The sequence below is a fragment of the Streptosporangium sp. NPDC003464 genome (assembly GCF_053588315.1).
In genome coordinates this window covers 1-23296 of record NZ_JBSFPS010000016.1, presented here as the reverse complement: position 1 = coordinate 23296, position 23296 = coordinate 1, and the positions used below count along the sequence as shown (strand labels likewise).

The window sequence follows — 23296 nt, the reverse complement described above, 5'->3', positions numbered from 1 at the left end:
CTGGTCAGACGGATACTGACGCGGACCGGCGAGGTTCGGGAACAGCCGATACCCGTGCGGTCGTCGGCGGCCCGGATCGTCGGGTCGCCCAGCTCGGACTGCCCACCGGCATCTACCGGGCGTGGGCGTGGGTGCTCGCCGCCACCACAGCCGCCATGAACTTCTGGCACGGCGCCACCTCGGCCAGCGGGCCGCAGCGCGGCGCCGTGCTCGCCCCGGCGTCCCTGCTCGGCGTCGGCCTGTGGGAGCTCACCGTACGGCTGAGGGCGCTTGGACGGCGGCGTGGGAGCGCCGGTACGGGATTGCCCCGGGGGAGGACCGTACGGGCCTGTACGGAGGAAGAGGGGCCCGTACGGGCCGTAAGGCGGGCGTACGTGTTCCGTACGGTACGGCCACTGCGCTACCGGCGGACGCAAGGCCCGGAAAACGCCGGTGGCCCCGTTCGCCCTTCACGAGCGGGGCCACCGGCCGATCAGGTGCCGGGTAACGTTGGGGGCGTGGCGTCGGCGATATCACCGGCCGTAGGCTGCGTCATGGGTCAGGACCTCGATTCCTGATCAAGGGCTCGTCTCGACGTTCACAGCATCGTGGCGAGCCCGTCACTTTTAGTTGCCTCTGACGGTGCCGTACGTGAGGTGTACTACCCCCGTCTGTCCCCTGGGGTAGCCATGGCCCGTTTACGCTGGTCACATAGCCTCTGGGCATGCTTGACAGAGAGGGACCGGTCCCGCCGTACCGGCAAATCGCGAACGCCATTCAGCCGTTCAGGTATTGAAGGATGAGGGACTCGTTGAGACGGTGAGCGGCATGGGGATCTACGTGATGCAGCGCGACGGCGAGTAGTCCGAGCAGTAGCCGTACAACGCGAAACAACCCCAACTCCGGCGAGGGGAACCAGGGCTAAACGGGGTCACTCAGGCAGTACTGCGGCCGTGAATGTCGATGGGCGGCGGAAGAGTCCGCACACGCTCATGCAGATCCCGCACTGAGGCGGGCGTCCGGCCGAGCGGCGCACGCGGTGAGGAACGCAAGCGCCTGCTCCGTTCCGAGGCGTGGCTGGCCCTGGGACGCACTGACCGGGCCGCGACCCGTGCTGAGGCATCCGCCGCGGACTGCCCGTCACCAACGACCTGTGGGCCTACCCCGCCGACTGCACCGGCAGCGGCACCGGCAGTTGCTCCCAGTGCCACCAGGGATGCACCGACAGCCCGGCCAAGTAGCAGGTCACCCAGGTAGGAGCGGCGTACAGTGCGAGACGTGACCGGATACCGATGGGACGACCTCCCCGCCGAGGTGCACGACGCGATCGCAGCCGAGTGTGGCCCGATCCGACACACCACCTCGCTGCTGGGCGGTCTCACCGCCGGCGCCGCCGTCCGCCTGGACACGACCCGCGGGCCGGTGTTCGTCAAAGCCCTGCCCGCGGATTCACCGTCCGCGCCGCTCTGCCAGCGCGAGCGCCTCGTAGGCGCTGTACTACCTGAGGGTGTGCCCGCTCCGCGCATGCTGTGGAGCGGGCACACCGCAGGCTGGCTCTGGTTGGCGTTCGAGCACGTTGCCACCCAGCGGCCCGTGGACCTCTCGCCCGGCTCGCCGGACGTGGCCGACGTCATCGACATCGCCCAGATCCTGGGCGAGACACTCTCCCCGAACCCGGCCGGCGAGGTGCCGCCCGTCACCGACAACGTGACGTTCCTGGCCCGCCGCGCCGACGCGCTCCTCGCCGCCCCGCCCGCCGACCTGCAGAGCCTGCCCGCCTACCGGGCCGCCCGCGCGGGCCTGAACCTCGACAGTCTGGCCGGCGACACGCTGCTACACGCCGATTTCCATGAAGGCGACCTCCTCGCCACCACCAGCGGTGTGCGGCTCATCGACTGGGGTCTCGCCTGCCAGGGCGCCGCCTGGGTCGAGACCGCCCTCCTGATCCCCCGGCTGATCCTCGCCGACCATACTCCGGCTGAGGCCGAGCGGCTGGCCGAGCAGGTGCCCGCCTGGAAGGCCGCACCAGAGGCCGCAGTCACCGGCCTCGCCGCGGTGTGGAGCCTGTCCCGCGAGTACGTGGCCCGCAACGGCCCCGAGCGCATCAGGGCCTCGCGCGCCCATGCTGCTGCTGCCGGCCGGGCGTGGGTGGAGTACCGCGCAGGCTGACCTATGACAACGCAGAAACGGCCCGCCCTCCGTGTACAGGCAGGCACCGTCCCCAGTGCGCGTTCCACGAGACGTTCGGCTGACCCGACGCTGGGGTGAGCCAGTTAGGACGAGGAAAACAGCAGGTGGCATCGCTCCTACGCGCCGAGTTCGGAGTCTCGGTGGGGAGAGAAAGGCGTCGGTTCGGAGAGGAGAAGAGGTCAAGCCTGCGGTACGGCCGGAAACTCTTAAGAAATGTCGTTCTTTTGATCGCCCGCCGTGATTCGTGAATTTTTTGTCTCGGTCGTTGACCGGTGCCGCCGCGCGACTCCGGGGCGTCGGGACATTAAGGCCCCTGGGATCGAGGGCCGGAACGCGTCGCCACGTTCATGGCCTGGCGTGGGCGCCAGGCCATGAACCGGCGTTCCGGCCCACGATTGTTCTCAGGTGCGGTAGCAGAGGTAGATGTACTTTCCGCCGGCCCCCATGTTCAGGTCGACGTCGATCCTCTTGTATCCGCTCGGCGGGTTGGCCCCGGGGTCGGAGCTGGCAATCACCTTCAGATCCTGGTAGGGGTCCCCGCTGTTGCGGGTGAAGCACAGGTAGATGTATTTCCCACCCGCCCCCTTGTTCAGGTCGACGTCGATCTTCGTGTATCCCGGCGGCGGGGAGTCGTCCTTGCTCAGCAGGAAGTAGATGTCCGTGACCGGAAGGCTCTGTCCGTTCAGCTCGTACGCCAGATACAGATAGTCGCCGCCGGCCCCCATGTTGAGGTCGGTGGGGTCCTTTTCCCAGCCGGGTGGCGGAGGCTGGTTATTTCCGTCCAGGATGGTGATGTTCGTGACCGCCATGCGGTGCCCCCTCGAAAATTACATCGGACCCGCTTGCGCACGCAGGCGGGCGACAACATTCTCGCTGATACCCGAAACGCCGGGCGAGTATGCTGCCCTGCCCGCCTAAAATCTTTCCCATGTAATTTCTCGTTACCCGTGGCAGCTGATTCCATGAGGTTTGCCATGTCGACCACAAATCTCCTCATGGCCGATCTTATAAACTTAAATGTTTGGCTGCGGGTGGTCGCGGGGGCCGTCGACGACCGGTCTCGGGTTTTGGCGGCTTTCTGCAGCGCCATCCACGCAGCGCGCGATCGACCTGGCCGGCTGGACGCTGAGGGACAAGACCGGCTACACCTACACCTTCAACGACGACGTCCTCCTCGGCGCCGGCAAGAAGCTCACCATCCGCAGCGGACAGGGCAACGACGGCACCAGTTCCGTGTTCCGGGGCCGGAGGGCCTACGTCTGGAACAACGACACGGACACCGCCTACATCCGCAACTCCTCCGCGCGGCTGATCGACTCCTGCTCCTGCAACTCGACCCGGGCCGACTGGATCAACTGTGAGTAGATCCACCCTGACGTGCAAAAACACCCCGCCGGTCCGACGAGTTGACCGCCGTCTGCTGGGTGGCGGCCTCGGTGGCGTACTGGGCGTCGGGCCTCGGCGCCGCCGACCTCGCCCAGGTCTTGCCTTGAGGTAGCGAGTAGAGGCCGGAGGCGTATAGGTACCCGCCGACGACGGTCATATAAGCCGGGCTTGTCAGGTCGGCCAACAGTTCGTTGGTTTCCGCCCGCAGTTGCCGTTTGACCGCCTGCGCCGGGTCGGGCGGGCCGGTCTGCGCGCCGGCAGGGACCGCAGCGGCGACGGAGGCGATCAGCGTGGCGGCCGCGAGGGCGAGCCATCGTCTCATGGGGGCTGTCCTTCACGGAGGGGTGATGCGGGAAGATCATCCTGCCGGAGGACAACGCGAAAACGCCCCGCCGCCCTCCGAAGAGGACGGCGGGTGCGGCGGGGACGGTCGGGTCTGGTGAACGGGACCACCGTGTTCTCGGACATGCGAGGGGGCTCCTTGCCGTCGTCGCTGGCCTACGCGAGGGAGGCCGATTATTTGGTCAACCACCTGGGCGCGACGCGGCGAGAGTCACGGTTTCTCAACGGATCATGACCCTGATCCTTCCTGACCTGGGGAAACTGTTCCGCCGGAGAGTCGGGGGAATAAGGACATGATCCAGCGTGATAGGGACTTAAGTAGCAATGTTCCTCTCTGAAAGGACACCCCCCGAGTGGCGAGCAAGGTGACTTCCGCCGTCATGCGTAAGGGACTCCGCGTGCTCGGGGTGGCCATCCGGGCCGAGAAGGCGGTCTTCGCCGCCGCCACCCTGTCCAGCGGGCTGTACGGCGTCATGACGGTCGGATCGGCGTGGGCGCTCGGCTGGGCCACCGAGCACCTCGTGCTGCCCGCGTTCGAGAAGGGGGAGGTGACCACCGGCGCGCTCGTCGCCGGGACGCTGCTGATCCTCGGCGTGGCGCTGCTCAAGGCGCTGGGCGTGGCCGGGCGGCGCTTCTTCGCCGGAGTCATGCAGTACCGGATGCAGGCCCGGTCGCGCCGGGAGGTCACCCGGCAGTACCTCAAGCTCCCCCTGGCCTGGCACCACCGGCACCCGACCGGCCAGCTGCTGTCCAACGCCAGCTCCGACGCCGAGGCCGCCTGGGCCCCGCTCGCGCCGCTGCCGATGGCGGTCGGCGTGGTCGTCATGCTGGTCACCGCGGCGGTCGCGCTGGTGCTGACCGACCCCGTCCTGGCCCTGGTCGGCTTCCTGATCTTCCCGGCGATCGCCGTCCTGAACCTCGTCTACCAGCGCAAGCTCAGCCCGCTGGCCACCCGGGCCCAGCAGCTGCGCGCCGAGGTCAGCGAGATCGCGCACGAGAGCTTCGACGGCGCCCTCGTCGTCAAGACCCTCGGCCGCGAGGACGAGGAGACCCTCAGGTTCCAGGCCAAGGCCCAGGAGCTGCGCGACGCCAACGTCGCCGTCGGCCGCATCCGCGGCCTGTTCGACCCGATGCTGGAGGCCCTGCCCACCCTGGGCGTGCTCGCCGTGCTGCTGGTCGGCGCGGCGCGGCTGGAGAGCGGCGCGATCGCCTCGGGCGTCCTGGTCCAGGTCGCCTACCTGTTCACCCTGCTGGCCTTCCCGATCCGCGCGCTCGGCTGGGTGCTCGCCGAGCTGCCCCGCGCCGTCGTCGGCTACGAGCGGGTCCAGGCCGTGCTCGCCGCGACGGGCTCGATGGACTACGGCACCGCCACGCTGTCCGGCGCGTCCCCGGCCAGGCTGGAGGTGCGCGACCTCGACTACGCCTACGACGACTTCCCGGTCCTGCGCGGGGTGAGCCTCACCGCCGAGCCGGGCCGCACGGTCGCGCTGGTCGGGCCCACCGGCTCCGGCAAGTCCACGCTCACCCAGACCTTCGTCCGGCTGGTCGACCCGGCGGCGGGGGCCGTGTCCGTGGACGGGGTGGACCTGCGCGAGGTCGCCCGGGGCGGGGTCAGCGACACGGTGGCGCTGGTGCCCCAGCAGACGTTCCTGTTCGACGACACCGTGCGCGGCAACGTCACCCTCGGCCTGCCGGTGGGCGACGAGGACGTCTGGGCGGCGCTGCGCCTGGCCCAGGCCGACGGCTTCGTCAGCGCCCTCCCCTCCGGGCTCGACACCAAGGTCGGCGAGCGCGGCACCACCCTGTCCGGCGGCCAGCGGCAGCGCCTGGCCCTGGCCCGCGCGCTGGTCCGCCGCCCCCGGCTGCTCATCCTGGACGACGCCACCTCCAGCGTGGACCCGCAGGTCGAGGCCAAGATCCTGTACGGCCTGCGGGACGCGGCCCAGGCCTCGACCGTGGTGGTCGTGGCCTACCGGATGGCCACCATCGCCCTGGCCGACGAGGTCGTCTACCTGGAGCACGGCAGCGTCGTCGACCGGGGACCCCACGACCTGCTGCTCGCCCGCTGCGAGGGCTACCGCAACCTGGTCACCGCCTACGAACGCGAAGAGGCCGAGCGCGAGGCGCTCGGGGCAGAGGAAGAGGAAGAGGTCAGCGCGTGAGCGAGCTAGTCGGTCAACACAGCGGTCCGCAGGGCCCCCGGGGCGGCGGGCCGCTGGGCGAGGTGCGCGCGTGAGCTCGCTGCAGGGGATCGAACGGTCGGCGCTGGCCACCGTCCGGCACGGGCTGTCGCTCACGCCGGAGTTCCGTAAAGGACTGGCCGGGACGCTCGTGCTGGCCGTGCTGGCCACGCTGGGCAAGGTGATCGTGCCGATCGCCGTCCAGCAGACCATCGACCGGGGACTCAAGGGGACGGTCCCGGACCTGCCCTACATCCGCGCCGCCGTGCTGCTGTGCGCCGCGGCCGTGGTGCTCACCGCGCTGTGCGCGTACCTGATGAACGTCCGCCTCTACAAGGCCACCGAGACCTCCCTGGCCGGGCTGCGGGTGCGCGGTTTCCGGCACGTGCACGACCTGTCGGTGCTCACCCAGAACTCCGAGCGGCGCGGCGCCCTGGTCTCCCGGGTCACCGGCGACGTGGACCAGATCAGCGTGTTCATGCAGTGGGGCGGACTGATGATCATCATCGCCCTGGGGCAGCTCCTGGTCGCCACCGTGCTGATGTTCGTCTACTCCTGGCAGCTCGCCCTGCTGGTCTGGCTCTGCTTCCTGCCGCTCATCGTCGTGCTGCCACGCTTCCAGCGTTGGCTGTCGGGCGCCTACACGCTGGTCCGCGAGCGCACCGGCGACATGCTCGCCGCCGTCAGCGAGTCGGTCGTGGGCGCGGCGGTGATCCGGGCCCACGGCTCGGAGTCCCGTACGGCGGGGCGGCTGGACAGCGCGATCGACGCCAACCGGGCCGCGCAGGCCCGCACGCAGCGGATCGTCGCGACGGTGTTCCCGCTGACCGAGATCGTCGCGTCGGTGGCCATCGCCGGGGTGGTGCTGCTCGGCGTGCGGCTGGGCATCGGAGGCGAGATCACCGCCGGGCGCCTGATCGCCTTCCTGTTCCTGATCACGCTGTTCGTCTCGCCCCTGCAGATCGCCACCGAGGTGCTCAACGAGGCGCAGAACGCGGTCGCCGGCTGGCGGCGCGTCCTCGGCGTCCTCGACACCCCGCCCGACGTCGCCGACCCCGGCCAGGATGGCGTCGAGCTGCCGCGCGGCCCCATCTCGGTCTCCTTCGAGGAGGTCGGCTTCGCCTACCCCGGCGGGGCCCCGGTGCTCCGGGAGGTGTCGGTGGACATCCCGCCGCGCTCGCGGATCGCGGTGGTGGGCGAGACGGGTTCGGGCAAGACGACCTTCGCCAAGCTGCTCACCCGGCTGATGGACCCCGTCTCCGGCCGGGTCACCGTGGACGGTGCGGACCTGCGCACGGTCCGCTTCTCCTCGCTGCGCGAGCGGATCGTCATGGTGCCGCAGGACGGCTTCCTGTTCGACGGCACCCTGGAGGACAACATCCGCTTCGGCCGCCCGTCGGCGACCGAGGCGGAGATCCGGCTGGCCATGACCGAGCTGGGGCTCGCCGACTGGCTGGAGGGCCTGCCCGCGGGCCTGTCCACCCAGGTCGGCCAGCGCGGGGAGTCGCTGTCGGCGGGCGAGCGCCAGCTCGTGGCGCTGGCCCGCGCCTACCTGGCCGACCCCGATCTGCTCCTGCTGGACGAGGCCACCTCCGCGGTGGACCCGGCGACAGAGGTACGGCTGGCCCGCGCGCTGGAGGGCGTCACCCGGGGCCGCACCGCCATCTCCATCGCCCACCGGCTGTCCACCGCCGAGGCCGCCGACGAGGTGCTCGTCTTCGACCGGGGCCGGATCGTGCAGCGGGGCCCGCACGCCGAGCTCGTCGAGGAGCCCGGCGTCTACGCCGACCTGCACGCCTCCTGGGTCTCGGCGGCCCGCTCCTAGCTCCGCTCCGCGGACCCGGCCGCGCCCGGCGGCCGGCGGCCGGCGGAACAGACCTGGAGGGCCCTCCCGGGCGGGTCCCGGAGGATCTTCTCGAAGGGGTGGGGGCCGACCGTCTCGGGGTCGGCCCCCAGGTCGTAGAGGGGGACGTACCCGCCCGCCAGGTAGAGTCCGGCGGCCTCGGGCTGGCGGGGGCCGGTGGTCAGGTAGATCCTGCGGTAGCCCTGCCGCCCGGCCTCCCGCTCCAGCTCGCGCACCACGGCCAGGCCGAGACCGCGCCGCCGGTGGTCGGGGTGGGTCCAGATCCGCTTGAGCTCGGCGGTCTCCTCGTCGTAGCGGCGGAACGCGCCTCCGGCGACGGTCCGGCCGCCCTCGACGAGGACCAGGAAGGCGCCCCCCTGCGCCGGGGCGAACTGCTCGTCGGGATAGCGGCTGAGCTCCTGGTTGGGGCCGTAGCGGCTGGTGTACTCGTGGTGCAGGTCCTCCAGGAGCGGCCTGACCTCGGGATCGCGGACCGAGACGTGCCGCACCTCGACGGCTCCGACGCTCACTTGGCCTGCCGGGGCAGGCCGGGCGGGTTGATCCGGGACTCGGTCACGGCCTCGTTCCCAAGACCCCAGCGCTTGAGCGCCTCGGCGTACTTGCCGTTGTCGATCAGCGTGTTCAGCGCCTCGTTGACCGGCTTGACGAGGCCGTTCCCCTTGAGGGTCATGGCCGCGATCAGGCCCCCGACCGAGCCGCCGCCCGAGAGCGTTCCGACGATCCTGCTGTCGCCGCCGACGGCCACCTGGTAGGCGATGGGCGGGTTGGGGCCGAGGTAGGCCTGGACGCGGCCGGACTTCAGGGCGAGCAGGACGTCGCCGTACTTCTGGTAGTACTGGATCCGGGCGGCCTTGAGTCCGGCCTTCCGGTTCTGGGCGTCCCACTCCAGCAGGATCTTCTCCTGGTTGGTGCCCGACCCGACCGACACGTTCAGGCCGGCGATGTCGGCGGCTTTCTCGATCTTGGTGATCGGGCTGTTCCTGGCCGTCTGCCAGGCCAGCTGGTCCACCCGGTAGGTGGCGAAGTCGTAGATGTCCTTGCGCTCCTCGGTCACCGTGACGTTGTTGAAGACCAGGTCGTACTTGCCGGACCTCACCGCCAGGAACAGGTTCTCCCAGGAGGTGTTCTCCTCCTTGAGCTTCAGGCCCAGGACGTCGGCGACGAGATGGGCGATGTCGGTCTCGACGCCGATCAGCGTGGCGTCGTCGTCGGCCAGGGAGACCAGCGGCGGAGTGCCCTCGCCGTCGAAGCCGGCGGTGAGCTCGCCCTTGGCGCGGATCGCCGCGGGGACCTGCGTGGCGATGGAGTCGACCTTGTCGGCGCGGATCCGGTTCTGCTCGGCGGAGATGTTGATCCTCAGCCCGCCGCTCCCGGACGGGGCGGCGGCGGGTGCGGCCTCGGTCCCGGCCTCGGTCCCGGCGGCGGTCCCGGAGGCGCCGCAGGCCACGGCCAGCAGGAGGGGGAGCGAGGCTGCGACGGGGGCGAACCTTGATAACAGGGACATGTCGTTCCTTGCATGGTGACGGGAGCCCCGTCCGGTGACGGGAGGCTCCGTGGAAGGGGTCAGAGGACTTTGCTGAGGAACAGTCGGGTGCGCCCGTGCCGGGGGGCGTCCAGCACCTGCGCGGGGGTGCCCCGCTCGACGACGCGGCCCCCGTCCATGAACACGACCGTGTCGGCGACCTCGCGGGCGAAGCCGATCTCGTGGGTGACAACGATCATGGTGGTGCCGCTCCGCGCGAGGTCCTTCACCACGTCGAGCACCTCCCCGACGAGTTCGGGGTCCAGGGCGGAGGTCGGCTCGTCGAAGAGGATGACCTTGGGCTCCAGGGCCAGGGCCCGGGCGATGGCGACCCGCTGTTGCTGGCCGCCGGACAGCTGCCGGGGGTAGGCGCCGGCCTTGTCGGCCAGCCCGACGCGCTCCAGCAGCCGGCCGGCCAGCGCGTCGACCTCGGCCCTCGGCCTGCGCTGGGCGGCCAGGGGAGCCTCGGTGACGTTCTGCCGCACCGTCAGATGCGGGAACAGGTTGAAGTTCTGGAAGACGAAGCCGATCTTGGTCCGCTGCCGGAGGATCTCGCGCTCGGGCAGCTCGTGCAGTCGGTCGCCGACCCGGCGGTAGCCGACGAGCTCTCCGTCCACGCTGACCGACCCGCTGTCCACCTTCTCCAGGTGGTTGACGGTGCGCAGCAGGGTCGACTTGCCCGACCCGGAGGGGCCGATGATCACCGTGACCTCGCCGGCGGCGACCTGGAGGTCCACCCCGCGCAGCACCTCCAGCGGTCCGAAGCTCTTGTGCACCTCCCGCAGGTCGACCATCGCGCTGCTCATGCGCGGCCCTTCCCGTAGTGGCGCTCGAGGTAGTGCTGGACGACGGACATGACCGTGGTCATCACCAGGTACCAGATGGTCGCGACCAGCAGCAGCGCGATGACCCGGCCGTTGCGGTTGTAGATCACCTGGACCTGGTAGAAGAGCTCGGGCAGGGCCATGATGTAGACCACCGAGGTGCCCTTGACCAGGCCGATGATCTCGTTGCCGGCGGTGGGCACGATCGAGCGCATGGCCTGCGGCAGGATGATCCGCATCAGCTGCCTGGTCCTGGGGATGCCCAGCGCGGCGGCCGCCTCCCGCTGGCCGTGGTCCACCGACAGCAGCCCCGCCCTGACGATCTCCGCGGCGTAGGCGGCCTGGTGGAGGGCGAGGCCGAGCGCGGCGGCGGTGACCGGGCCGATCAGGTCCATGGTGCCGATGTCGAAGAACGCCGGGCCGAACGGGACGCCGAAGGAGAGCCGCGGGTACAGCAGTGCCAGGTTGTACCAGAACAGCAGCTGCAGGATGAGCGGGATCGACCGGAACAGCGCGATGTAGCCCCAGGCCACCGACGACAGCAGCGGGTTGCCCGACATGCGCATCAGCGCCAGCACGGTGCCCAGCAGGAAGCCGAAGACGATCCCGAGCGCGGTCAGCTCCAGGGTGAACAGCACCGAGCGCAGCACGGAGGGGGCGAAGAGGAACTCCCCGACCACCTCCCACTCCCACGCGGGGTTGGTGATCAGTGCGCTGGCCGCCATGGCCAGCAGCACGGCCACCGCCACGGCGGCCGCCCATCGTCCCGGATGCCTGGTGGTGACCACCTTCGGCGCGGGGGCGCCGTCGCCCGCGGGTCCCGCCCGCCGGCCGGGGGCGGGCGCCGGTCGCGCTCCGTCGTGCGTGTCACCTACGTCCAGGAACTCCACAGCCATGGTCGAAGCCTCTCCGCAGGTCGTCTGGGGGGTTGGGGGCGGCGGGCGCCGGGAGGGCCGGCGGCGCCGCGGTGCGGCACAGGTGGCGCGGGCCGATGCGACGCGGGCCGCCGGTCGGAGCCCGGCCTGCATGGCCTTCACTCCAACACAGGCATTCAATTCCGTCAAGACCTACTTGTTTAGTGGGTTTTTAGTGTGCCCCCCGGGACCACCCCCCGCCGGGCGCTGGGAGAGGGCCGCCGGAGGGTCGCGCCGCGCCGGGAGAGAGGATCGAAGAGCCTGCTCGGCGGGAGGATTAGCGCCCGCACGCGGAGGTAGGTGGCAGGAGTGAGGCACGGACCTTTCCGGGGGTGGGGATTCATGACAGGCGTGCTGGGCGAGGAGCCCGCAGAGGGGCGGTTCCCCGTGCTCGACGTGCGCACGGCCGTGGCCCGCAGCGATCTGCTGGAGGAACTGCCGAACCTGCGGGTCCTGGACGATGACGACGACGATCCCGTCCTGGTACGGCTGGACGGCACACCGGTGGACACCTGGCGGGAGAAATATCCCTACGGCGAGCGGATGGACCGCTCGGAGTACGACCGGCTCAAGCGGCTGCTCCAGATCGAGCTGCTCAAGCTGCAGTACTGGATCAAGGACACCGGCGGGCGGCTGGTCGTCCTGTTCGAGGGGCGTGACGCGGCGGGCAAGGGCGGCACCATCAAGCGGTTCATGGAGCACCTCAACCCGCGCGGGGCCAGCGTGGTCGCGCTGGAGAAGCCGAGCGAGCGCGAGAGCACCCAGTGGTACTTCCAGCGCTACGTCTCGCACCTGCCGGCCGCGGGGGAGATGGTCTTCTTCGACCGCTCCTGGTACAACCGCGCGGGGGTGGAGCGGGTGATGGGCTTCTGCTCGCCCGAGGAGTATCTGGAGTTCATGGAGCAGGCCCCCGAGTTCGAGCGCATGCTCGTGCGCGACGGCATCCGGCTGGTGAAGTTCTGGTTCTCGGTCTCCCGCTCCGAGCAGCGCACCCGGTTCGTGATCCGTCAGGTCGATCCGGTGCGGCAGTGGAAGCTGTCGCCCATGGACCTGCAGTCGCTGGACAAGTGGGAGAACTACACCGAGGCCAAGGAGGACATGTTCCTCTACACCGACACCGAGCACGCGCCGTGGACGGTGATCAAGAGCAACGACAAGAAGCGCGCCAGGATCGAGGCCATGCGCCACCTGCTCAGCCAGTTCGAGTATGACAACAAGGACCACGAGGTCGTGGGCGAGCCCGACCCCAGGATCGTCGTCCAGGCCGCCGACCTGTTCGACGACGACCGCACGCGCTGAAGCGGCGGCGCCGGGGCCGCCGCCCGGTCAGCGGGTCCCGGCACCGCCGCCGGACAGGCGCTGGGCGAGGTAGATGGGGACGACCGACAGGATGATCAGTGCGGCGGCGACCACGTTGACCACGGGGGCCTGGTTCGGGCGGAAGAGGTTCTCGAAGATCCACAGCGGGAGGGTCCTGACCCCGGCCCCCGCGGTGAACGTGGTCACGATGATCTCGTCGAAGGACAGGGCGAAGGACAGCAGGCCGCCCGCGAGCAGCGCCGAGCGCACCATCGGGAAGGTGACCAGCCGGAAGGTGGTGAAGGTGTCGGCCCCCAGGTCGGCCGAGGCCTCCTCGACGGAGGCGCCCAGGCGGCCCAGGCGGGCCAGCATGTTGTTGTAGACCGTCACCACGCAGAAGGTGGCGTGCCCGACGATCACGGTGAACAGGCCCAGGCCCACGCCGAAGGGCTCCAGCACCGTCCGGAAGGCGTTGTTCAGCGCGATGCCGGTGACGATGCCGGGCAGGGCGATCGGCAGCACGATCAGCAGCGAGACCGTGTTCCGGCCGAAGAAGGCGTAACGCTGGATCGCGAAGGCGACCATCGTGCCCAGCACCAGGGCGATCGCGGTGGCCCCCACCCCCGCCTGGACCGAGGTCCACAGCGCCTCGCGCACGCCGGCGGAGTTCCAGGCCGCCTCCCACCACCGGACGGTGAACCCGGTGGGCGGCCAGCCGAAGGTGCGGTCGGCGTTGAAGGAGTTGAGCAGCACGATCAGCAGCGGCACGTAGACGACGCCGAGACCGGCGGCCAGCGCGGTCCACAGTGCCACGCGGGCCGGGCGGGACAGGTTCACAGGTTCTCCAGGGCGCCGGTGCGGCGGACCGCGGTGAGGTAGACCAGCATGATCATCACGGGGACGGTGGCGACCGCCGCGGCGAACGGCAGGTTGTTGGCGGCGCCGATGTTGTCGTAGACGACGTTGCCGATGAGCTGTGACTTGCCGCCCACGATCTTCACGGCGATGTAGTCGCCGAGCGACAGGGAGAAGGTGAAGACCGAGCCCGCGACCGCGGCCGGGAAGGTGAGCGGCCACACCACCGTCCGGAACGTCCGCCAGCCGCGCGCCCCCAGGTCGCCCGCCGCCTCCAGCAGCGAGCCGGGCAGCCGTTCGAGACCGGCGTAGATCGGCAGGATCATGTACGGCAGCCACAGGTAGGACAGGGTCAGGACCGTGGCGGTCAGGCCGTATCCCCAGCCGAGGACGCCGTCGGAGGAGAGCATGATCCGCCAGGCGTAGGCCTTCACCAGGTAGGAGGCCCACAGCGGGGTCAGCACCGCGATCACCAGCCAGCGCTGCGCGCGTGGGGAGGCCAGCTTGGCCATCGCGAACGCCATCGGGAACGCGATCACCAGGTCGATCAGTGTCACCGCGGCGGCCACCCCCACCGAGCGCAGGGCGATCGTCCGGTATACCTCGCCGGTGAACAGGTCCTGGAAGTTGGCCCAGGTGAACTCCTTGACCAGGTCGCCGGTGAAGGTGTCGGTGCTCCAGAAGGCCGTGACGAACAGGGCGGCCAGGGCGCCGAGGTAGGCGACGCCGAGCCAGAGCATCGGGGCCGACAGCAGCAGCGACAGCCGTACGCCCGCGTGCCGGTGCAGGAAGGCGGCGAGCCTGCGTCGCGGCGCGCGGCCCGCCGTTGCGGTGGTGTTCAGCGTGGGCTCCTTGCCATGTGGGGGGAGGCGGCCGGTGCGGCGGGCGCCGGGACGCCCGCCGCCGGGATCAGCCCTTGATCTCGGTCCAGGCCCTGGTCCACTCGGAGTAGTCCTTGCACTTGACGTCCGTGCGGCCGTCCAGGCACTGGGCGATCGGCGTGGTCCAGAACCAGACCTTGGAGAAGTAGGCCTCGTCGGTGGCGTGGAAGGTCTCGCAGTGCTTGGGGTCGGCGGTCAGCTCACAGGAGGCGGAGTTGGCGGGAGCCTCCCCGAAGTATTCGGCGACCTGGGCGTTGGCCTTGGGGGAGATGATCCAGTCCATCCACTTGTAGGCGCAGTTCGGGTGCTTGGCCGCGGCGGCGACCATCCAGGTGTCCGACCAGCCGGTCGCGCCCTCCTTGGGCAGGGTCACCTCGACCGGCGCCTTGTCGGCCTTGGCCACGTTGGCGATGACCTGCCAGGTGGTGCCGACCACCGAGTCGCCGCTCTTGAAGGCCTGGACCTCCTTGGTGTAGTCGGACCAGTATTCGCCGACGATCTTGCGCTGCTGCTTGAGCAGGTCCACCGCGGCCTGGAACTGCCCGTCGTCCAGCGCGTAGGGGTTCTTGATGCCGAGGTCGGGCTTGGTCGCCATCAGGTACAGGGCCGCGTCGGCGATGTAGATGGGCGAGTCGTAGGCGGTGACCTTCCCCGCGTACGGCGAGGCGGGGGCGAACACCACGCTCCAGGAGTCGGGCGCGGGTTTGACCGTGTCGGTCCGCCACATCAGCAGGTTGGCCCCGCGGCCGTGCGGCACGCCGTAGGCGACCCCGCCGACCGAGTTCCACGCCTTGTTCTTCAGGCCCTCGAAGACGCCGGCGTAGTTGGGGATCAGCGAGGTGTTGACCGGCGCGACCGTCCCGGAGGCGATCAGGCGCAGCGAGGCGTCACCGGAGGCGGAGACGGCGTCGTACTCGCCGGTCTTCATCAGGTTGACCATCTCGTCGGACGTGCCGGCGGTCTTGGAGTTGACCTGGCAGCCGGTGGCCTTCTCGAACGGGGTGACCCAGTCGACCTTGGGGTCGTTGGTGCCGTCTTCGGCGTAGCCGGCCCAGTGGACCAGGTTGACCTGGCCCTCGCCCGCGCCGAGCGACTTCGGCGCGTCGAGTTTGGGCGGGGTGAAACCGCTCCGGCCCGGCGCGGCGGCGGTGCCGGGCTCCGGGGCGGAGGAGCCGCCGCAGGCGGTGGCGGCGGCGAGGGTGAGCGCGGACAGGGCGACCGCGCCGTTCCTGACGAGAATCCGGGGACGCATGTGATGACGACCTTTCTTACGGGACGATCGCGAACTCGTGTCTGCGGTTCCAGACGAGCCGGACCCTGGTGCCGCGCAGGCCCATCACGTCCATGGACGAGACCTGCAGATTCTGCTGGAGCGCGATGAGCCGTCCGCCCGCGTCGAGATCGACCACGAAGCGGGTGGCGGGCCCGGCGTAGACGACCTCGCCGACGGTGCCCGTCGCGCTGTGCTCGGCGTCGCCGACCTCGTCACTGAGCCCGGCCACGCGTAGTTTCTCCGGCCGTACGCTGAAGGTGCCCTCTCTGCCGAGCACGGCGCGCGCGGCCTCGCCGGAGATCAGGTTGGAGGTGCCGACGAACCCCGCGACGAACGTGCTGGCCGGCTGCTCGTAGATCTCGGCCGGGGTGCCGACCTGCTCGATCCGGCCCCGGTCGAACACCGCCACCCGGTCGCTCATGGTCAGCGCCTCCTCCTGGTCGTGGGTGACGAACAGGAAGGTGATGCCGACCTCGCGCTGGATGGACTTGAGCTCGACCTGCATCTCCTCGCGGAGCTTGAGGTCCAGCGCGCCGAGCGGCTCGTCCAGCAGCAGCACGCGGGGGCGGTTGACCAGGGCGCGGGCCAGGGCGACCCGCTGGCGCTGGCCGCCCGACAGCTGGCCGGGCCTGCGCCGCTCCAGGCCCTCCAGCCGGACCGAGGCCAGCGCGGCCAGGGCCCGCTCGCGCCGCTCGGCCCTGGGGACCCGCTTGACGCGCAGGCCGTACTCGACGTTGTCCACCACGTTCATGTGCGGGAACAGCGCGTAGTCCTGGAAGACGGTGTTGACGTCCCGCTCGAAGGGGGCGAGCCGGGTGACGTCGACGCCACCGAGCTCGACCGTGCCCGCGGTGGGGGACTCGAAGCCGGCGATCATCCGCAGCACGGTCGTCTTCCCCGAACCCGAGGGCCCGAGCATGGCGAAGAACTCGCCGTCGGCGATGTCGAGGTCGACACCGGTGACCGCGTCCACGGCGCCGAAGCTCTTGCGGAGGCCGCTCAGCCTCACAGCTGGGTCTGACATGGCCGAAAACATATGGGGTTAAATGTTTTGTTGCAAGGCCCGATCCGGTATCACTGGTGCGAGCGCCAGAAAAAAGCGGCGTTTGCGACAGTCCCTGCACCCGGGCGGGGATCGCGTGACCGTCGAGGGGCGGAGGGTGCGACCGTGGCCGACATCTCGGGGGGCGCCCGGCTGGCCGCGTTCGCGCCGGTGGACAGCACCGCGCGGGTGGACGCCGTGGTCAGACGGCTCACCGACGCCATCGCCCTGGGCCTGCTCGCCGACGGCGAGCAGCTCCCGAGCGAGGCCGAGCTCGCCGCCCAGCTCGGCGTCTCCACGGTGACGCTGCGCGAGGCCCTGATGGCCCTGCGGCAGCAGGGCATGGTCGAGACGCGGCGGGGGCGCGGCGGCGGCAGCTTCGTGCGGGTGCCCAAGGAGGCGCCCGGACTGGCCGGGCGGCTGCGCGCCTTCACGGTGGAGGAGCTGCGCGACCTGGGCGACCACTACGCGGCCATCGCCGGGGCGGCGGCCAGGCTGGCCGCCCAGCGGGCGCTGCCGGAGGACCTCGCGCCGCTGCGGCGGACGCTGCGGGAGATGTCCGAGGCTCGGGACGAGGCGCAGCTGCGCAGGCTGCACGGCCGTTTCCACATCGAGGTGGCGGCCGTGTCGCAGTCGGCGAGACTCACTCAGGAGGAGATCCGGTTACAGGCTGACATCGGACCGTTGCTCTGGCTCGCCCACGTGGGAGAGGATGGGCCGTCGGCTCGGCACCACGCCATCGCCGAGGCCATCAGTCGGGGCGACGACGGCCAGGCCAGGAGCCTGGCCGAGCGGCACGTCCTCGACGCGGTGGAACACCTCATCGAACTGCGTCTGCGGCAGCCGTGACGGTCAGCGTGTCTAGGGCGGTGGGGCGACGTGAGCGAACAGGGGACGCTGCTGGCGTCCGGCGCCGCGGCCGAGGCGGTGGACGAGATCGTGGAGGGCGTCTTCGCCCGGCTCCACCGGGTGCGTGAGGCCGCGGTCCGCGCCGTGGGCCAGGCGCCGGTCAGCGCCGACCTGGCCGCGCTGCGCCCGGTACTCTTCCCGCTGCTGGGCGGCCTGGTCTCCGGCATCGGGTTCATCGCCGCGCCCGGCCTGCTGGCCGACGCGCCGTGGCACCTGGAGTGGTGGCAGGAGAGCGCCTCGGGCGAGCCGGTGCGGCTGATAAGGGACATGGACCCCGCCAGCAGCGCGTTCTACGACTACACGCACTGGGACTGGTTCGCCGGTCCGCGCTCCGGCGCCGGGCACACGCTCGCCGGCCCCTACGTCGACTTCCTGTGCACCGACGAATACTCCCTCACCCTGTCGGTGCCCGTGCTCAGGGGCGGGGAGTTCATCGGGGTGGCGGCGGCGGACGTGCTCGTGCGCCGCTTCGAGGTGGCCGTCGCGCCGGTGCTCCGCGGGATCGGGGGGCCGGCCTTCCTGGTCAACGCCTCCGGCCGGGTGGTGGCCTCCACCACCGCCAGATGGCTGGCCGGGTCGGTCTTCCGCGGCGCCCCCGGCATGTCCCTCCGGCCATGCCGGACGTCACCCCTCTCCCTGGTTGCGGCACAATTGCCGCATGTCCCTTGACCCCGCCGTCGCGGCACGGCTGAAGCGCACCGGTGACGGGCTGGTGCCCGCGATCGTCCAGCAGTACGACACGGGCGAGGTGCTGATGCTCGCCTGGATGGACGACGAGGCCCTGCACCGCACGCTCACCACCGGCCGCGCCACCTACTGGTCGCGCAGCCGCGGCGCCTACTGGGTGAAGGGCGACACCTCCGGTCACGTCCAGCACGTCAAGTCCGCCGCCCTCGACTGCGACGGCGACACGATCCTGCTCAAGGTCGACCAGGTGGGCGCCGCCTGCCACACCGGTGACCGGACCTGCTTCGACGCTGGCGAGCTGGCGGTGGAGGCGGAGTGACGGCCGGGCGGGCGCTGTGGACCTGGGTGGCCGTCTGCGTGGCGGGCACCGCCCTCGTGCTGCTGGCGGCCGGCCGCGACTGGTTCACCGCGACGTACGGCGCGCGCAAGGTGGCGGTCTCCGCCGCGGAGCTGGCGCCCGCGCTCGGCCCGGCGGCCTGGGCGGCGCTCGCCGCGGTGGTCGCCGTGCTCGCCACCCGCGGGGTGTGGCGCAGGGCCGTCGGGGTGGCGATGGCGCTCTGCGGCGTGGGCGCGGTCGTCTGGGCCTGGCAGGGCAGCCGCGCCGGCGCGGCGCTGGAGGTCGCGGCCCAGCAGATCCCGATGGCCCGGACCGGTGACCTGGACCTCGCCCCGGCCGTCGCCTGGCCGCTGGCCGCCGGCGCGGGCGGGCTGCTGCTGGTGGGCGCGGGGATCGTGGCCGTCCTCAAGGGCGCCGGCTGGCCCGGCATGTCCGACCGCTACGACCGTCACGGGTCGGGCCCCGGCGGCGCGGCCGCCGCCGGCGGCGCCCCGAGCGAGCGGGCGCTGTGGGACGCGATCGATCTCGGCGCCGATCCGACGGTCGGGCCGGACGACGGTCCGGCGGCCGGGCGGGAGATCGACCGGGAGACCAGGCGGGAGGCCGGGTGGGAGGAGAACCCGGCGGCGGGCCGGGACGACGGGGAGCGCTGACCGCCGGGGTCGCGGCGGTGATCGGCGGCGCCGTCCGTGTCACCTGGCCACCCGGTCACAAATTGCCCACGGAGCAGGCGCTGTCCCTCGTGGGAGACGCGGGTTTCGCTAGGATTTCGCCGCAACTCGCACAAAGGGGAGTCATCCATGAGCTACGACAATCAGTCCGGTGGTTACGGGCCGCCGCCGGGTGGCGGGTACGGCTCCCCGGGCGGGTACGGGCCGCCCCCCGGCGGCGGTTACGACCCCTACGGCTACGGTGCGCAGCCGCCCCGCGGCAACAACGGCATGGCCATCGCCGCGCTGATCCTGGGCATCGTCGGGCTGTTCAGCTGCGGCGTCACCTCGATCGTCGGCATCGTGCTCGGCCACATCTCGCTGGGCCAGATCAAGCGGACGGGCGAGGAGGGCCGGGGGATGGGCATCGCCGGCCTGGTCCTGTCCTACTTCGGTGTCGCGTGCTGGCTGGTCGTGCTGGTGATCTGGCTGGTCGCGATCGGGGTCCTGGCCGGTTCCGCCTCGCTGTCGGGTTACTGACGGGATTCCGCGCCCGCTTTGAGTATCGTGGCCGGTGAAGACGGTCACCGGTGGGAGAGGTGCGGGCGGGCCGATGCTGACGGGAAGGGCCGCGGGTGTGCGGGGGAGGCGGGCGCGGGCCGTGCTGGCCCCGCTCGGCGCCGCGCTGGCCGCCGGGGCCGCGCTCGGCTACGTGCGCGCGGTGGACCCGAACGAGCCGGGACATTATCCCGCGTGCCCGTTCCTCGTGCTCACCGGACTTTACTGCCCGGGCTGCGGCGGTCTGCGGGCCGTCCACGCGCTCGCCCACGGCGACCCTGCCACGGCCCTGGGGCTCAATCCCCTCGTCGTGGCCCTGATCCCGGTCCTGGCCTTCCTGTGGGGACGCTGGGCGCTGCGTTCCTGGCGCGGTGCGCCATCTGATGGGATATCCATACGTCCTGTCTATGTATGGGCATTTCTTGCTTTAATGATCGTTTTTTGGATAGTGCGAAATATGCCCTTTGGGGAATTCTTGGCCCCATAGTCACCTTTAGCCGTCACCCGGTGGCGGGGTGACCTCGGCGAGGCCGATAGCATCGGCTGGGACAAGCAATCGATCGGGAGGGGCCTTACTCGTGAGCGAGTGGAGCGAGCGGACCAGGGATACGGCAGCGTTCGCGAACTTGACCTCCGAGTTTCGCGAGGAGGGCAAGTGAGCGTGCTGGAGGAAATCCTCGAAGGGGTCCGCGCCGATCTGGCCGAGCGGCAGGAGGCGGTGTCGCTGGCCGAGCTCAAGGAGCGGGCCGGGCGGGCGCCCGCCCCCCGTGACGCCTACGCGGCGCTGGGCGGCGACCAGGTGGCGGTCATCGCCGAGGTGAAGCGTTCCAGCCCGTCCAAGGGCGCGCTGGCCGCGATCGCCGACCCCGCCGCGCTCGCCGGCGACTACGAGTCGGGCGGCGCCCACGTCATCAGCGTGCTGACCGAGCGGCGCCGCTTCGGCGGCAGCCTCGACGACCTGGCGGCCGTGCGCGCCGTGGTCGACATCCCGGTGCTGCGCAAGGACTTCGTCGTCACCTCCTACCAGCTCTGGGAGGCCCGGGCCTACGGTGCCGACCTGGTGCTGCTGATCGTGGCCGCGCTGGAGCAGAACGCGCTGGTCTCGCTCATCGAGCGGGCCGAGTCGATCGGGCTGGCCCCGCTGGTCGAGGTGCACACCGAGGAGGAGCTCGAGCGGGCGCTCGCCGCCGGAGCGAAGATCATCGGCATCAACGCGCGCAACCTCAAGACCCTTGAGGTGGACCGCGAGGTGTTCGCGAAGCTGGCCCCGAAGATCCCCGACGGCGTCATCAAGATCGCCGAGTCGGGCGTGCGCGGCCCGCACGACCTGCTCGCCTACGCCAGGGCCGGCGCCGACGCCGTCCTGGTCGGGGAGAGCCTCGTCACCGGCAAGGACCCGCGGGCCGCAGTGGTCGACCTGGTCACCGCCGGCGCCCACCCCGCATCTCGACCTGAGGGGCAGTAAGCAGTGACAGCGACAGACGGAATCCTCCTCACCCGGGCCGACCTGGCCGGCAACGGCACCCGCGGCGACGACCCGGACGTCCACGGCAAGTTCGGCGTGTTCGGCGGGCGTTACGTGCCCGAGGCGCTCATCCCGGCGCTGGACGAGGTGGCCGCCGAATACGAGAAGGCCAAGAACGACGTCGCGTTCCTGCGCGAGTTCGACCACCTGCTGCGCACCTACGCCGGGCGGCCGACCACGCTCACCGAGGTGCCCCGGTTCGCCGAGCAGGCGGGCGGCGCCCGGATCATCCTCAAGCGCGAGGACCTGACCCACACCGGCGCCCACAAGATCAACAATGTGCTCGGCCAGGCCCTGCTCACCAGGCGCCTGGGCAAGACGAGGGTGATCGCCGAGACCGGCGCGGGCCAGCACGGCGTGGCCACCGCCACCGCCGCGGCCCTGCTCGGCCTGGAGTGCGTCATCTACATGGGGGCCGTCGACTGCGAGCGCCAGGCGCTCAACGTCGCCCGCATGAAGCTGCTCGGCGCCACCGTCGTCCCGGTCACCAACGGCAGCCAGACCCTCAAGGACGCCATCAACGAGGCCTTCCGCGACTGGGTCGCCAACGTCGACCGCACCCACTACCTGTTCGGCACGATCGCCGGCCCGCACCCGTTCCCGGAGATCGTCCGCGACTTCGCCCGCATCATCGGCGTCGAGGCGCGCAGGCAGATGCTGGAGCTCACCGGCAGGCTGCCGGACGCCGTCGCCGCCGCGGTCGGCGGCGGTTCCAACGCGATCGGCATCTTCCACGCCTTCCTCGACGACGAGGACGTCCGGCTCCACGGCTACGAGGCCGCCGGCCGGGGCCTGGAGACCGGCGAGCACGCCCTGACGCTCACCGAGGGCTCCATCGGGGTCCTGCACGGCGCGCGCACCTACGTCCTGCAGGACGAGGAGGGCCAGACGATCGAGTCGCACTCGATCTCCGCGGGCCTCGACTATCCGGGCGTCGGCCCCGAGCACGCCTGGCTGAAGGACACCGGCCGGGCCACCTACCACGGCATCACCGACGCCGAGGCGATGGACGCCTTCGCGCTGCTGGCCCGCACCGAGGGCATCATCCCGGCGATCGAGTCCTCCCACGCGCTCGCCGGAGCCCTCAAGCTCGGCCGCGAGCTGGGCCCCGAGGCGACCATCCTGGTCAACCTCTCGGGCCGTGGCGACAAGGACATGGGCACCGCCATGAAGTACTTCAACCTCTGACGACCGACTTGCTTCCCCTCCGGCGCGCCGGGGGGGACGGAGGCCACGAACCGCAACGGAACAACCATGACGACTCTTCAGACGGTGTTCGCCAAGGCGAAGGCGGACGATCGCGCCGCTCTCATCGGATACCTTCCCGCCGGGTTCCCCACGAAGGACGGCGCGATCGCGGCCGCGGCCGCCATGGTGGAGGCGGGCTGCGACGTGATCGAGATCGGCTTGCCCTACTCCGATCCGCTCATGGACGGCCCGACGATCCAGGACGCCGTGCACCGGTCGCTGACCAACGGCACCCGCATCGCCGACGTCCTGCGCACCGTCGAGGGCGTGGCCAGGACGGGCGCGGCCACGCTGGTCATGACCTACTGGAACCCGATCGACCGCTACGGCGCCGACCGGTTCGCCCGTGACCTGGCCTCCGCGGGCGGGGTGGGCACCATCACGCCCGACCTGACCCCGGAGGAGTCCGAGCCCTGGCGCGCCGCCAGCGCCGGCGCCGGGATCGACACCGTCTTCCTGGTCGCGCCGAGCTCCCCCGAGAGCCGCATCAAGGCCGTCGTCGACTGCTGCACCGGCTTCGTCTACGCCGCCTCGCTGATGGGCGTCACCGGCGCCCGCGAGTCGGTCGGCGAGGCCGCCCACGGGCTGGTCGAGCGGACCCGCCTCCAGACCGACCTGCCGGTCTGCGTCGGACTGGGCGTCGGCACCGGCAAGCAGGCCGCCGAGGTGGCCGGCTACGCCGACGGCGTCATCGTGGGATCGGCGTTCATCCGCCGCCTCCTGGACGCCCCCGACGAGGCCTCCGGTCTGGCGTCGGTCCGCGAGCTGGGCGCCGAGCTGGCGGCGGGCGTCAGGCGATAGCCGTCGTGTCAGGAGCGCGGCCGTCCTGCC

At 71.0% G+C, this 23296-nt stretch carries 25 protein-coding genes; 14 read left to right on the top strand and 11 right to left on the bottom strand.

What is annotated here, in order from left to right:
- Positions 1 to 112: 112 nt before the first annotated feature.
- Complete coding sequence (locus ACWDS7_RS06155) at positions 113 to 253, bottom strand: hypothetical protein (protein ID WP_451928344.1); 141 nt, start codon at positions 251 to 253, stop codon at positions 113 to 115.
- Positions 254 to 1257: 1004 nt separating this feature from the next.
- On the opposite strand from ACWDS7_RS06155, the gene ACWDS7_RS06150 reads away from it, so the two are divergent.
- Positions 1258 to 2148, top strand: a complete 891-nt coding sequence (locus tag ACWDS7_RS06150) for a hypothetical protein (RefSeq protein ID WP_451928343.1) — start codon at positions 1258 to 1260, stop codon at positions 2146 to 2148.
- A 422-nt stretch (positions 2149 to 2570) separates the two neighbouring features.
- Here ACWDS7_RS06150 and ACWDS7_RS06145 read toward each other — a convergent pair whose 3' ends face one another.
- Positions 2571 to 2978 (bottom strand): hypothetical protein, encoded by a 408-nt coding sequence (locus tag ACWDS7_RS06145; protein WP_451928342.1) that lies wholly within the window; start codon positions 2976 to 2978, stop codon positions 2571 to 2573.
- A gap of 208 nt (positions 2979 to 3186) precedes the next feature.
- Here ACWDS7_RS06145 and ACWDS7_RS06140 point away from each other — a divergent pair, with 208 nt between their 5' ends.
- Positions 3187 to 3534: a lamin tail domain-containing protein gene (locus tag ACWDS7_RS06140; RefSeq protein WP_451928341.1), complete on the top strand. Its 348-nt coding sequence runs from the start codon at positions 3187 to 3189 to the stop codon at positions 3532 to 3534.
- Here ACWDS7_RS06140 and ACWDS7_RS06135 read toward each other — a convergent pair.
- A complete protein-coding gene (locus tag ACWDS7_RS06135) occupies positions 3521 to 3877 on the bottom strand; it encodes a hypothetical protein (protein ID WP_451928340.1) in 357 nt (118 codons plus the stop codon). The two genes, ACWDS7_RS06140 and ACWDS7_RS06135, sit on opposite strands and share 14 nt — an antisense overlap.
- A gap of 400 nt (positions 3878 to 4277) precedes the next feature.
- On the opposite strand from ACWDS7_RS06135, the gene ACWDS7_RS06130 reads away from it, so the two are divergent.
- Together ACWDS7_RS06130 and ACWDS7_RS06125 are read left to right on the top strand one after the other, a co-directional pair.
- Complete coding sequence (locus ACWDS7_RS06130; protein WP_306857834.1) at positions 4278 to 6059, top strand: ABC transporter ATP-binding protein; 1782 nt, start codon at positions 4278 to 4280, stop codon at positions 6057 to 6059.
- Between the two features lie 70 nt (positions 6060 to 6129).
- Positions 6130 to 7902, top strand: a complete 1773-nt coding sequence (locus ACWDS7_RS06125; RefSeq protein WP_306857836.1) for an ABC transporter ATP-binding protein — start codon at positions 6130 to 6132, stop codon at positions 7900 to 7902.
- On the opposite strand, the gene ACWDS7_RS06120 is transcribed toward ACWDS7_RS06125, so the two are convergent.
- From ACWDS7_RS06120 to ACWDS7_RS06105, 4 genes are read right to left on the bottom strand one after another with little or no spacing between them, the layout of a single operon-like run.
- Complete coding sequence (locus tag ACWDS7_RS06120) at positions 7899 to 8450, bottom strand: GNAT family N-acetyltransferase (protein ID WP_451928339.1); 552 nt, start codon at positions 8448 to 8450, stop codon at positions 7899 to 7901. The two genes, ACWDS7_RS06125 and ACWDS7_RS06120, sit on opposite strands and share 4 nt — an antisense overlap.
- Positions 8447 to 9445: a transporter substrate-binding domain-containing protein gene (locus ACWDS7_RS06115; RefSeq protein WP_451928338.1), complete on the bottom strand. Its 999-nt coding sequence runs from the start codon at positions 9443 to 9445 to the stop codon at positions 8447 to 8449. The genes ACWDS7_RS06120 and ACWDS7_RS06115 overlap by 4 nt, the downstream gene beginning before the upstream one ends.
- Positions 9446 to 9504: 59 nt before the next feature.
- Positions 9505 to 10269 carry an amino acid ABC transporter ATP-binding protein gene (locus tag ACWDS7_RS06110; protein WP_451928337.1) on the bottom strand — a complete coding sequence of 255 codons (765 nt, stop codon included), beginning with the start codon at positions 10267 to 10269 and terminating at the stop codon, positions 9505 to 9507.
- Positions 10266 to 11183: an amino acid ABC transporter permease gene (locus ACWDS7_RS06105; protein ID WP_306857845.1), complete on the bottom strand. Its 918-nt coding sequence runs from the start codon at positions 11181 to 11183 to the stop codon at positions 10266 to 10268. Before ACWDS7_RS06105 ends, ACWDS7_RS06110 begins: the two co-directional genes overlap by 4 nt.
- Before the next feature lie 360 nt (positions 11184 to 11543).
- On the opposite strand from ACWDS7_RS06105, the gene ppk2 reads away from it, so the two are divergent.
- Positions 11544 to 12500 carry a polyphosphate kinase 2 gene (gene ppk2 / locus ACWDS7_RS06100; protein ID WP_306857847.1) on the top strand — a complete coding sequence of 319 codons (957 nt, stop codon included), beginning with the start codon at positions 11544 to 11546 and terminating at the stop codon, positions 12498 to 12500.
- Between the two features lie 27 nt (positions 12501 to 12527).
- Here the strand turns inward: ppk2 and ACWDS7_RS06095 are convergent, their stop codons facing one another.
- From ACWDS7_RS06095 to ACWDS7_RS06080, 4 genes are all read right to left on the bottom strand, one after another.
- Positions 12528 to 13337, bottom strand: coding sequence for an ABC transporter permease (locus ACWDS7_RS06095; protein ID WP_306857849.1), 810 nt, complete (start codon positions 13335 to 13337; stop codon positions 12528 to 12530).
- Positions 13334 to 14095 (bottom strand): ABC transporter permease, encoded by a 762-nt coding sequence (locus ACWDS7_RS06090; RefSeq protein ID WP_451928336.1) that lies wholly within the window; start codon positions 14093 to 14095, stop codon positions 13334 to 13336. Before ACWDS7_RS06090 ends, ACWDS7_RS06095 begins: the two co-directional genes overlap by 4 nt.
- Positions 14096 to 14264: 169 nt before the next feature.
- Positions 14265 to 15488, bottom strand: a complete 1224-nt coding sequence (locus ACWDS7_RS06085; RefSeq protein ID WP_451928335.1) for an ABC transporter substrate-binding protein — start codon at positions 15486 to 15488, stop codon at positions 14265 to 14267.
- 16 nt (positions 15489 to 15504) lie between these two features.
- On the bottom strand, positions 15505 to 16533 hold the full coding sequence (locus ACWDS7_RS06080; RefSeq protein ID WP_451928334.1) for an ABC transporter ATP-binding protein: 1029 nt from the start codon (positions 16531 to 16533) through the stop codon (positions 15505 to 15507).
- Between the two features lie 144 nt (positions 16534 to 16677).
- Between ACWDS7_RS06080 and ACWDS7_RS06075 the strand changes: the two genes are divergently transcribed.
- From ACWDS7_RS06075 to trpA, 9 genes are all read left to right on the top strand, one after another.
- The gene (locus ACWDS7_RS06075) at positions 16678 to 17400 is read left to right on the top strand and encodes a FadR/GntR family transcriptional regulator (protein ID WP_306857856.1); all 723 of its coding nucleotides are present in this window, start codon (positions 16678 to 16680) and stop codon (positions 17398 to 17400) included.
- A gap of 30 nt (positions 17401 to 17430) precedes the next feature.
- Positions 17431 to 18129: a cache domain-containing protein gene (locus ACWDS7_RS06070; protein ID WP_451928333.1), complete on the top strand. Its 699-nt coding sequence runs from the start codon at positions 17431 to 17433 to the stop codon at positions 18127 to 18129.
- Positions 18119 to 18466: a phosphoribosyl-AMP cyclohydrolase gene (gene hisI, locus ACWDS7_RS06065; RefSeq protein ID WP_306857860.1), complete on the top strand. Its 348-nt coding sequence runs from the start codon at positions 18119 to 18121 to the stop codon at positions 18464 to 18466. The genes ACWDS7_RS06070 and hisI overlap by 11 nt, the downstream gene beginning before the upstream one ends.
- Positions 18463 to 19137, top strand: coding sequence for a Trp biosynthesis-associated membrane protein (locus tag ACWDS7_RS06060; protein WP_451928332.1), 675 nt, complete (start codon positions 18463 to 18465; stop codon positions 19135 to 19137). Before hisI ends, ACWDS7_RS06060 begins: the two co-directional genes overlap by 4 nt.
- Positions 19138 to 19284: 147 nt before the next feature.
- Positions 19285 to 19674, top strand: coding sequence for a DUF4190 domain-containing protein (locus tag ACWDS7_RS06055; RefSeq protein WP_451928331.1), 390 nt, complete (start codon positions 19285 to 19287; stop codon positions 19672 to 19674).
- 73 nt (positions 19675 to 19747) lie between these two features.
- Positions 19748 to 20179 (top strand): DUF2752 domain-containing protein, encoded by a 432-nt coding sequence (locus ACWDS7_RS06050; protein ID WP_451928368.1) that lies wholly within the window; start codon positions 19748 to 19750, stop codon positions 20177 to 20179.
- Positions 20180 to 20347: 168 nt separating this feature from the next.
- On the top strand, positions 20348 to 21157 hold the full coding sequence (gene trpC / locus ACWDS7_RS06045) for an indole-3-glycerol phosphate synthase TrpC (protein ID WP_306857868.1): 810 nt from the start codon (positions 20348 to 20350) through the stop codon (positions 21155 to 21157).
- 42 nt (positions 21158 to 21199) lie between these two features.
- On the top strand, positions 21200 to 22405 hold the full coding sequence (gene trpB, locus ACWDS7_RS06040) for a tryptophan synthase subunit beta (protein ID WP_451928367.1): 1206 nt from the start codon (positions 21200 to 21202) through the stop codon (positions 22403 to 22405).
- A gap of 66 nt (positions 22406 to 22471) precedes the next feature.
- Positions 22472 to 23266, top strand: a complete 795-nt coding sequence (trpA, locus tag ACWDS7_RS06035) for a tryptophan synthase subunit alpha (protein WP_306857870.1) — start codon at positions 22472 to 22474, stop codon at positions 23264 to 23266.
- Positions 23267 to 23296 lie beyond the last annotated feature (30 nt).

Bases quoted from the DNA above. Each gene is read 5' to 3' on its own strand.
- ACWDS7_RS06145 (WP_451928342.1), bottom strand. From the start codon at position 2,978: ATGGCGGTCACGAACATCACCATCCTGGACGGAAATAACCAGCCTCCG.
- ACWDS7_RS06140 (WP_451928341.1), top strand. From the start codon at position 3,187: ATGTTTGGCTGCGGGTGGTCGCGGGGGCCGTCGACGACCGGTCTCGGG.
- ACWDS7_RS06135 (WP_451928340.1), bottom strand. From the start codon at position 3,877: ATGAGACGATGGCTCGCCCTCGCGGCCGCCACGCTGATCGCCTCCGTC.
- ACWDS7_RS06130 (WP_306857834.1), top strand. From the start codon at position 4,278: ATGCGTAAGGGACTCCGCGTGCTCGGGGTGGCCATCCGGGCCGAGAAG.
- ACWDS7_RS06115 (WP_451928338.1), bottom strand. From the start codon at position 9,445: ATGTCCCTGTTATCAAGGTTCGCCCCCGTCGCAGCCTCGCTCCCCCTC.
- ACWDS7_RS06110 (WP_451928337.1), bottom strand. From the start codon at position 10,269: ATGAGCAGCGCGATGGTCGACCTGCGGGAGGTGCACAAGAGCTTCGGA.
- ACWDS7_RS06105 (WP_306857845.1), bottom strand. From the start codon at position 11,183: ATGGCTGTGGAGTTCCTGGACGTAGGTGACACGCACGACGGAGCGCGA.
- ppk2 (WP_306857847.1), top strand. From the start codon at position 11,544: ATGACAGGCGTGCTGGGCGAGGAGCCCGCAGAGGGGCGGTTCCCCGTG.
- ACWDS7_RS06090 (WP_451928336.1), bottom strand. From the start codon at position 14,095: ATGCTCTGGCTCGGCGTCGCCTACCTCGGCGCCCTGGCCGCCCTGTTC.
- ACWDS7_RS06085 (WP_451928335.1), bottom strand. From the start codon at position 15,488: ATGCGTCCCCGGATTCTCGTCAGGAACGGCGCGGTCGCCCTGTCCGCG.
- ACWDS7_RS06080 (WP_451928334.1), bottom strand. From the start codon at position 16,533: ATGTCAGACCCAGCTGTGAGGCTGAGCGGCCTCCGCAAGAGCTTCGGC.
- hisI (WP_306857860.1), top strand. From the start codon at position 18,119: ATGTCCCTTGACCCCGCCGTCGCGGCACGGCTGAAGCGCACCGGTGAC.
- ACWDS7_RS06055 (WP_451928331.1), top strand. From the start codon at position 19,285: ATGAGCTACGACAATCAGTCCGGTGGTTACGGGCCGCCGCCGGGTGGC.
- ACWDS7_RS06050 (WP_451928368.1), top strand. From the start codon at position 19,748: ATGCTGACGGGAAGGGCCGCGGGTGTGCGGGGGAGGCGGGCGCGGGCC.
- trpA (WP_306857870.1), top strand. From the start codon at position 22,472: ATGACGACTCTTCAGACGGTGTTCGCCAAGGCGAAGGCGGACGATCGC.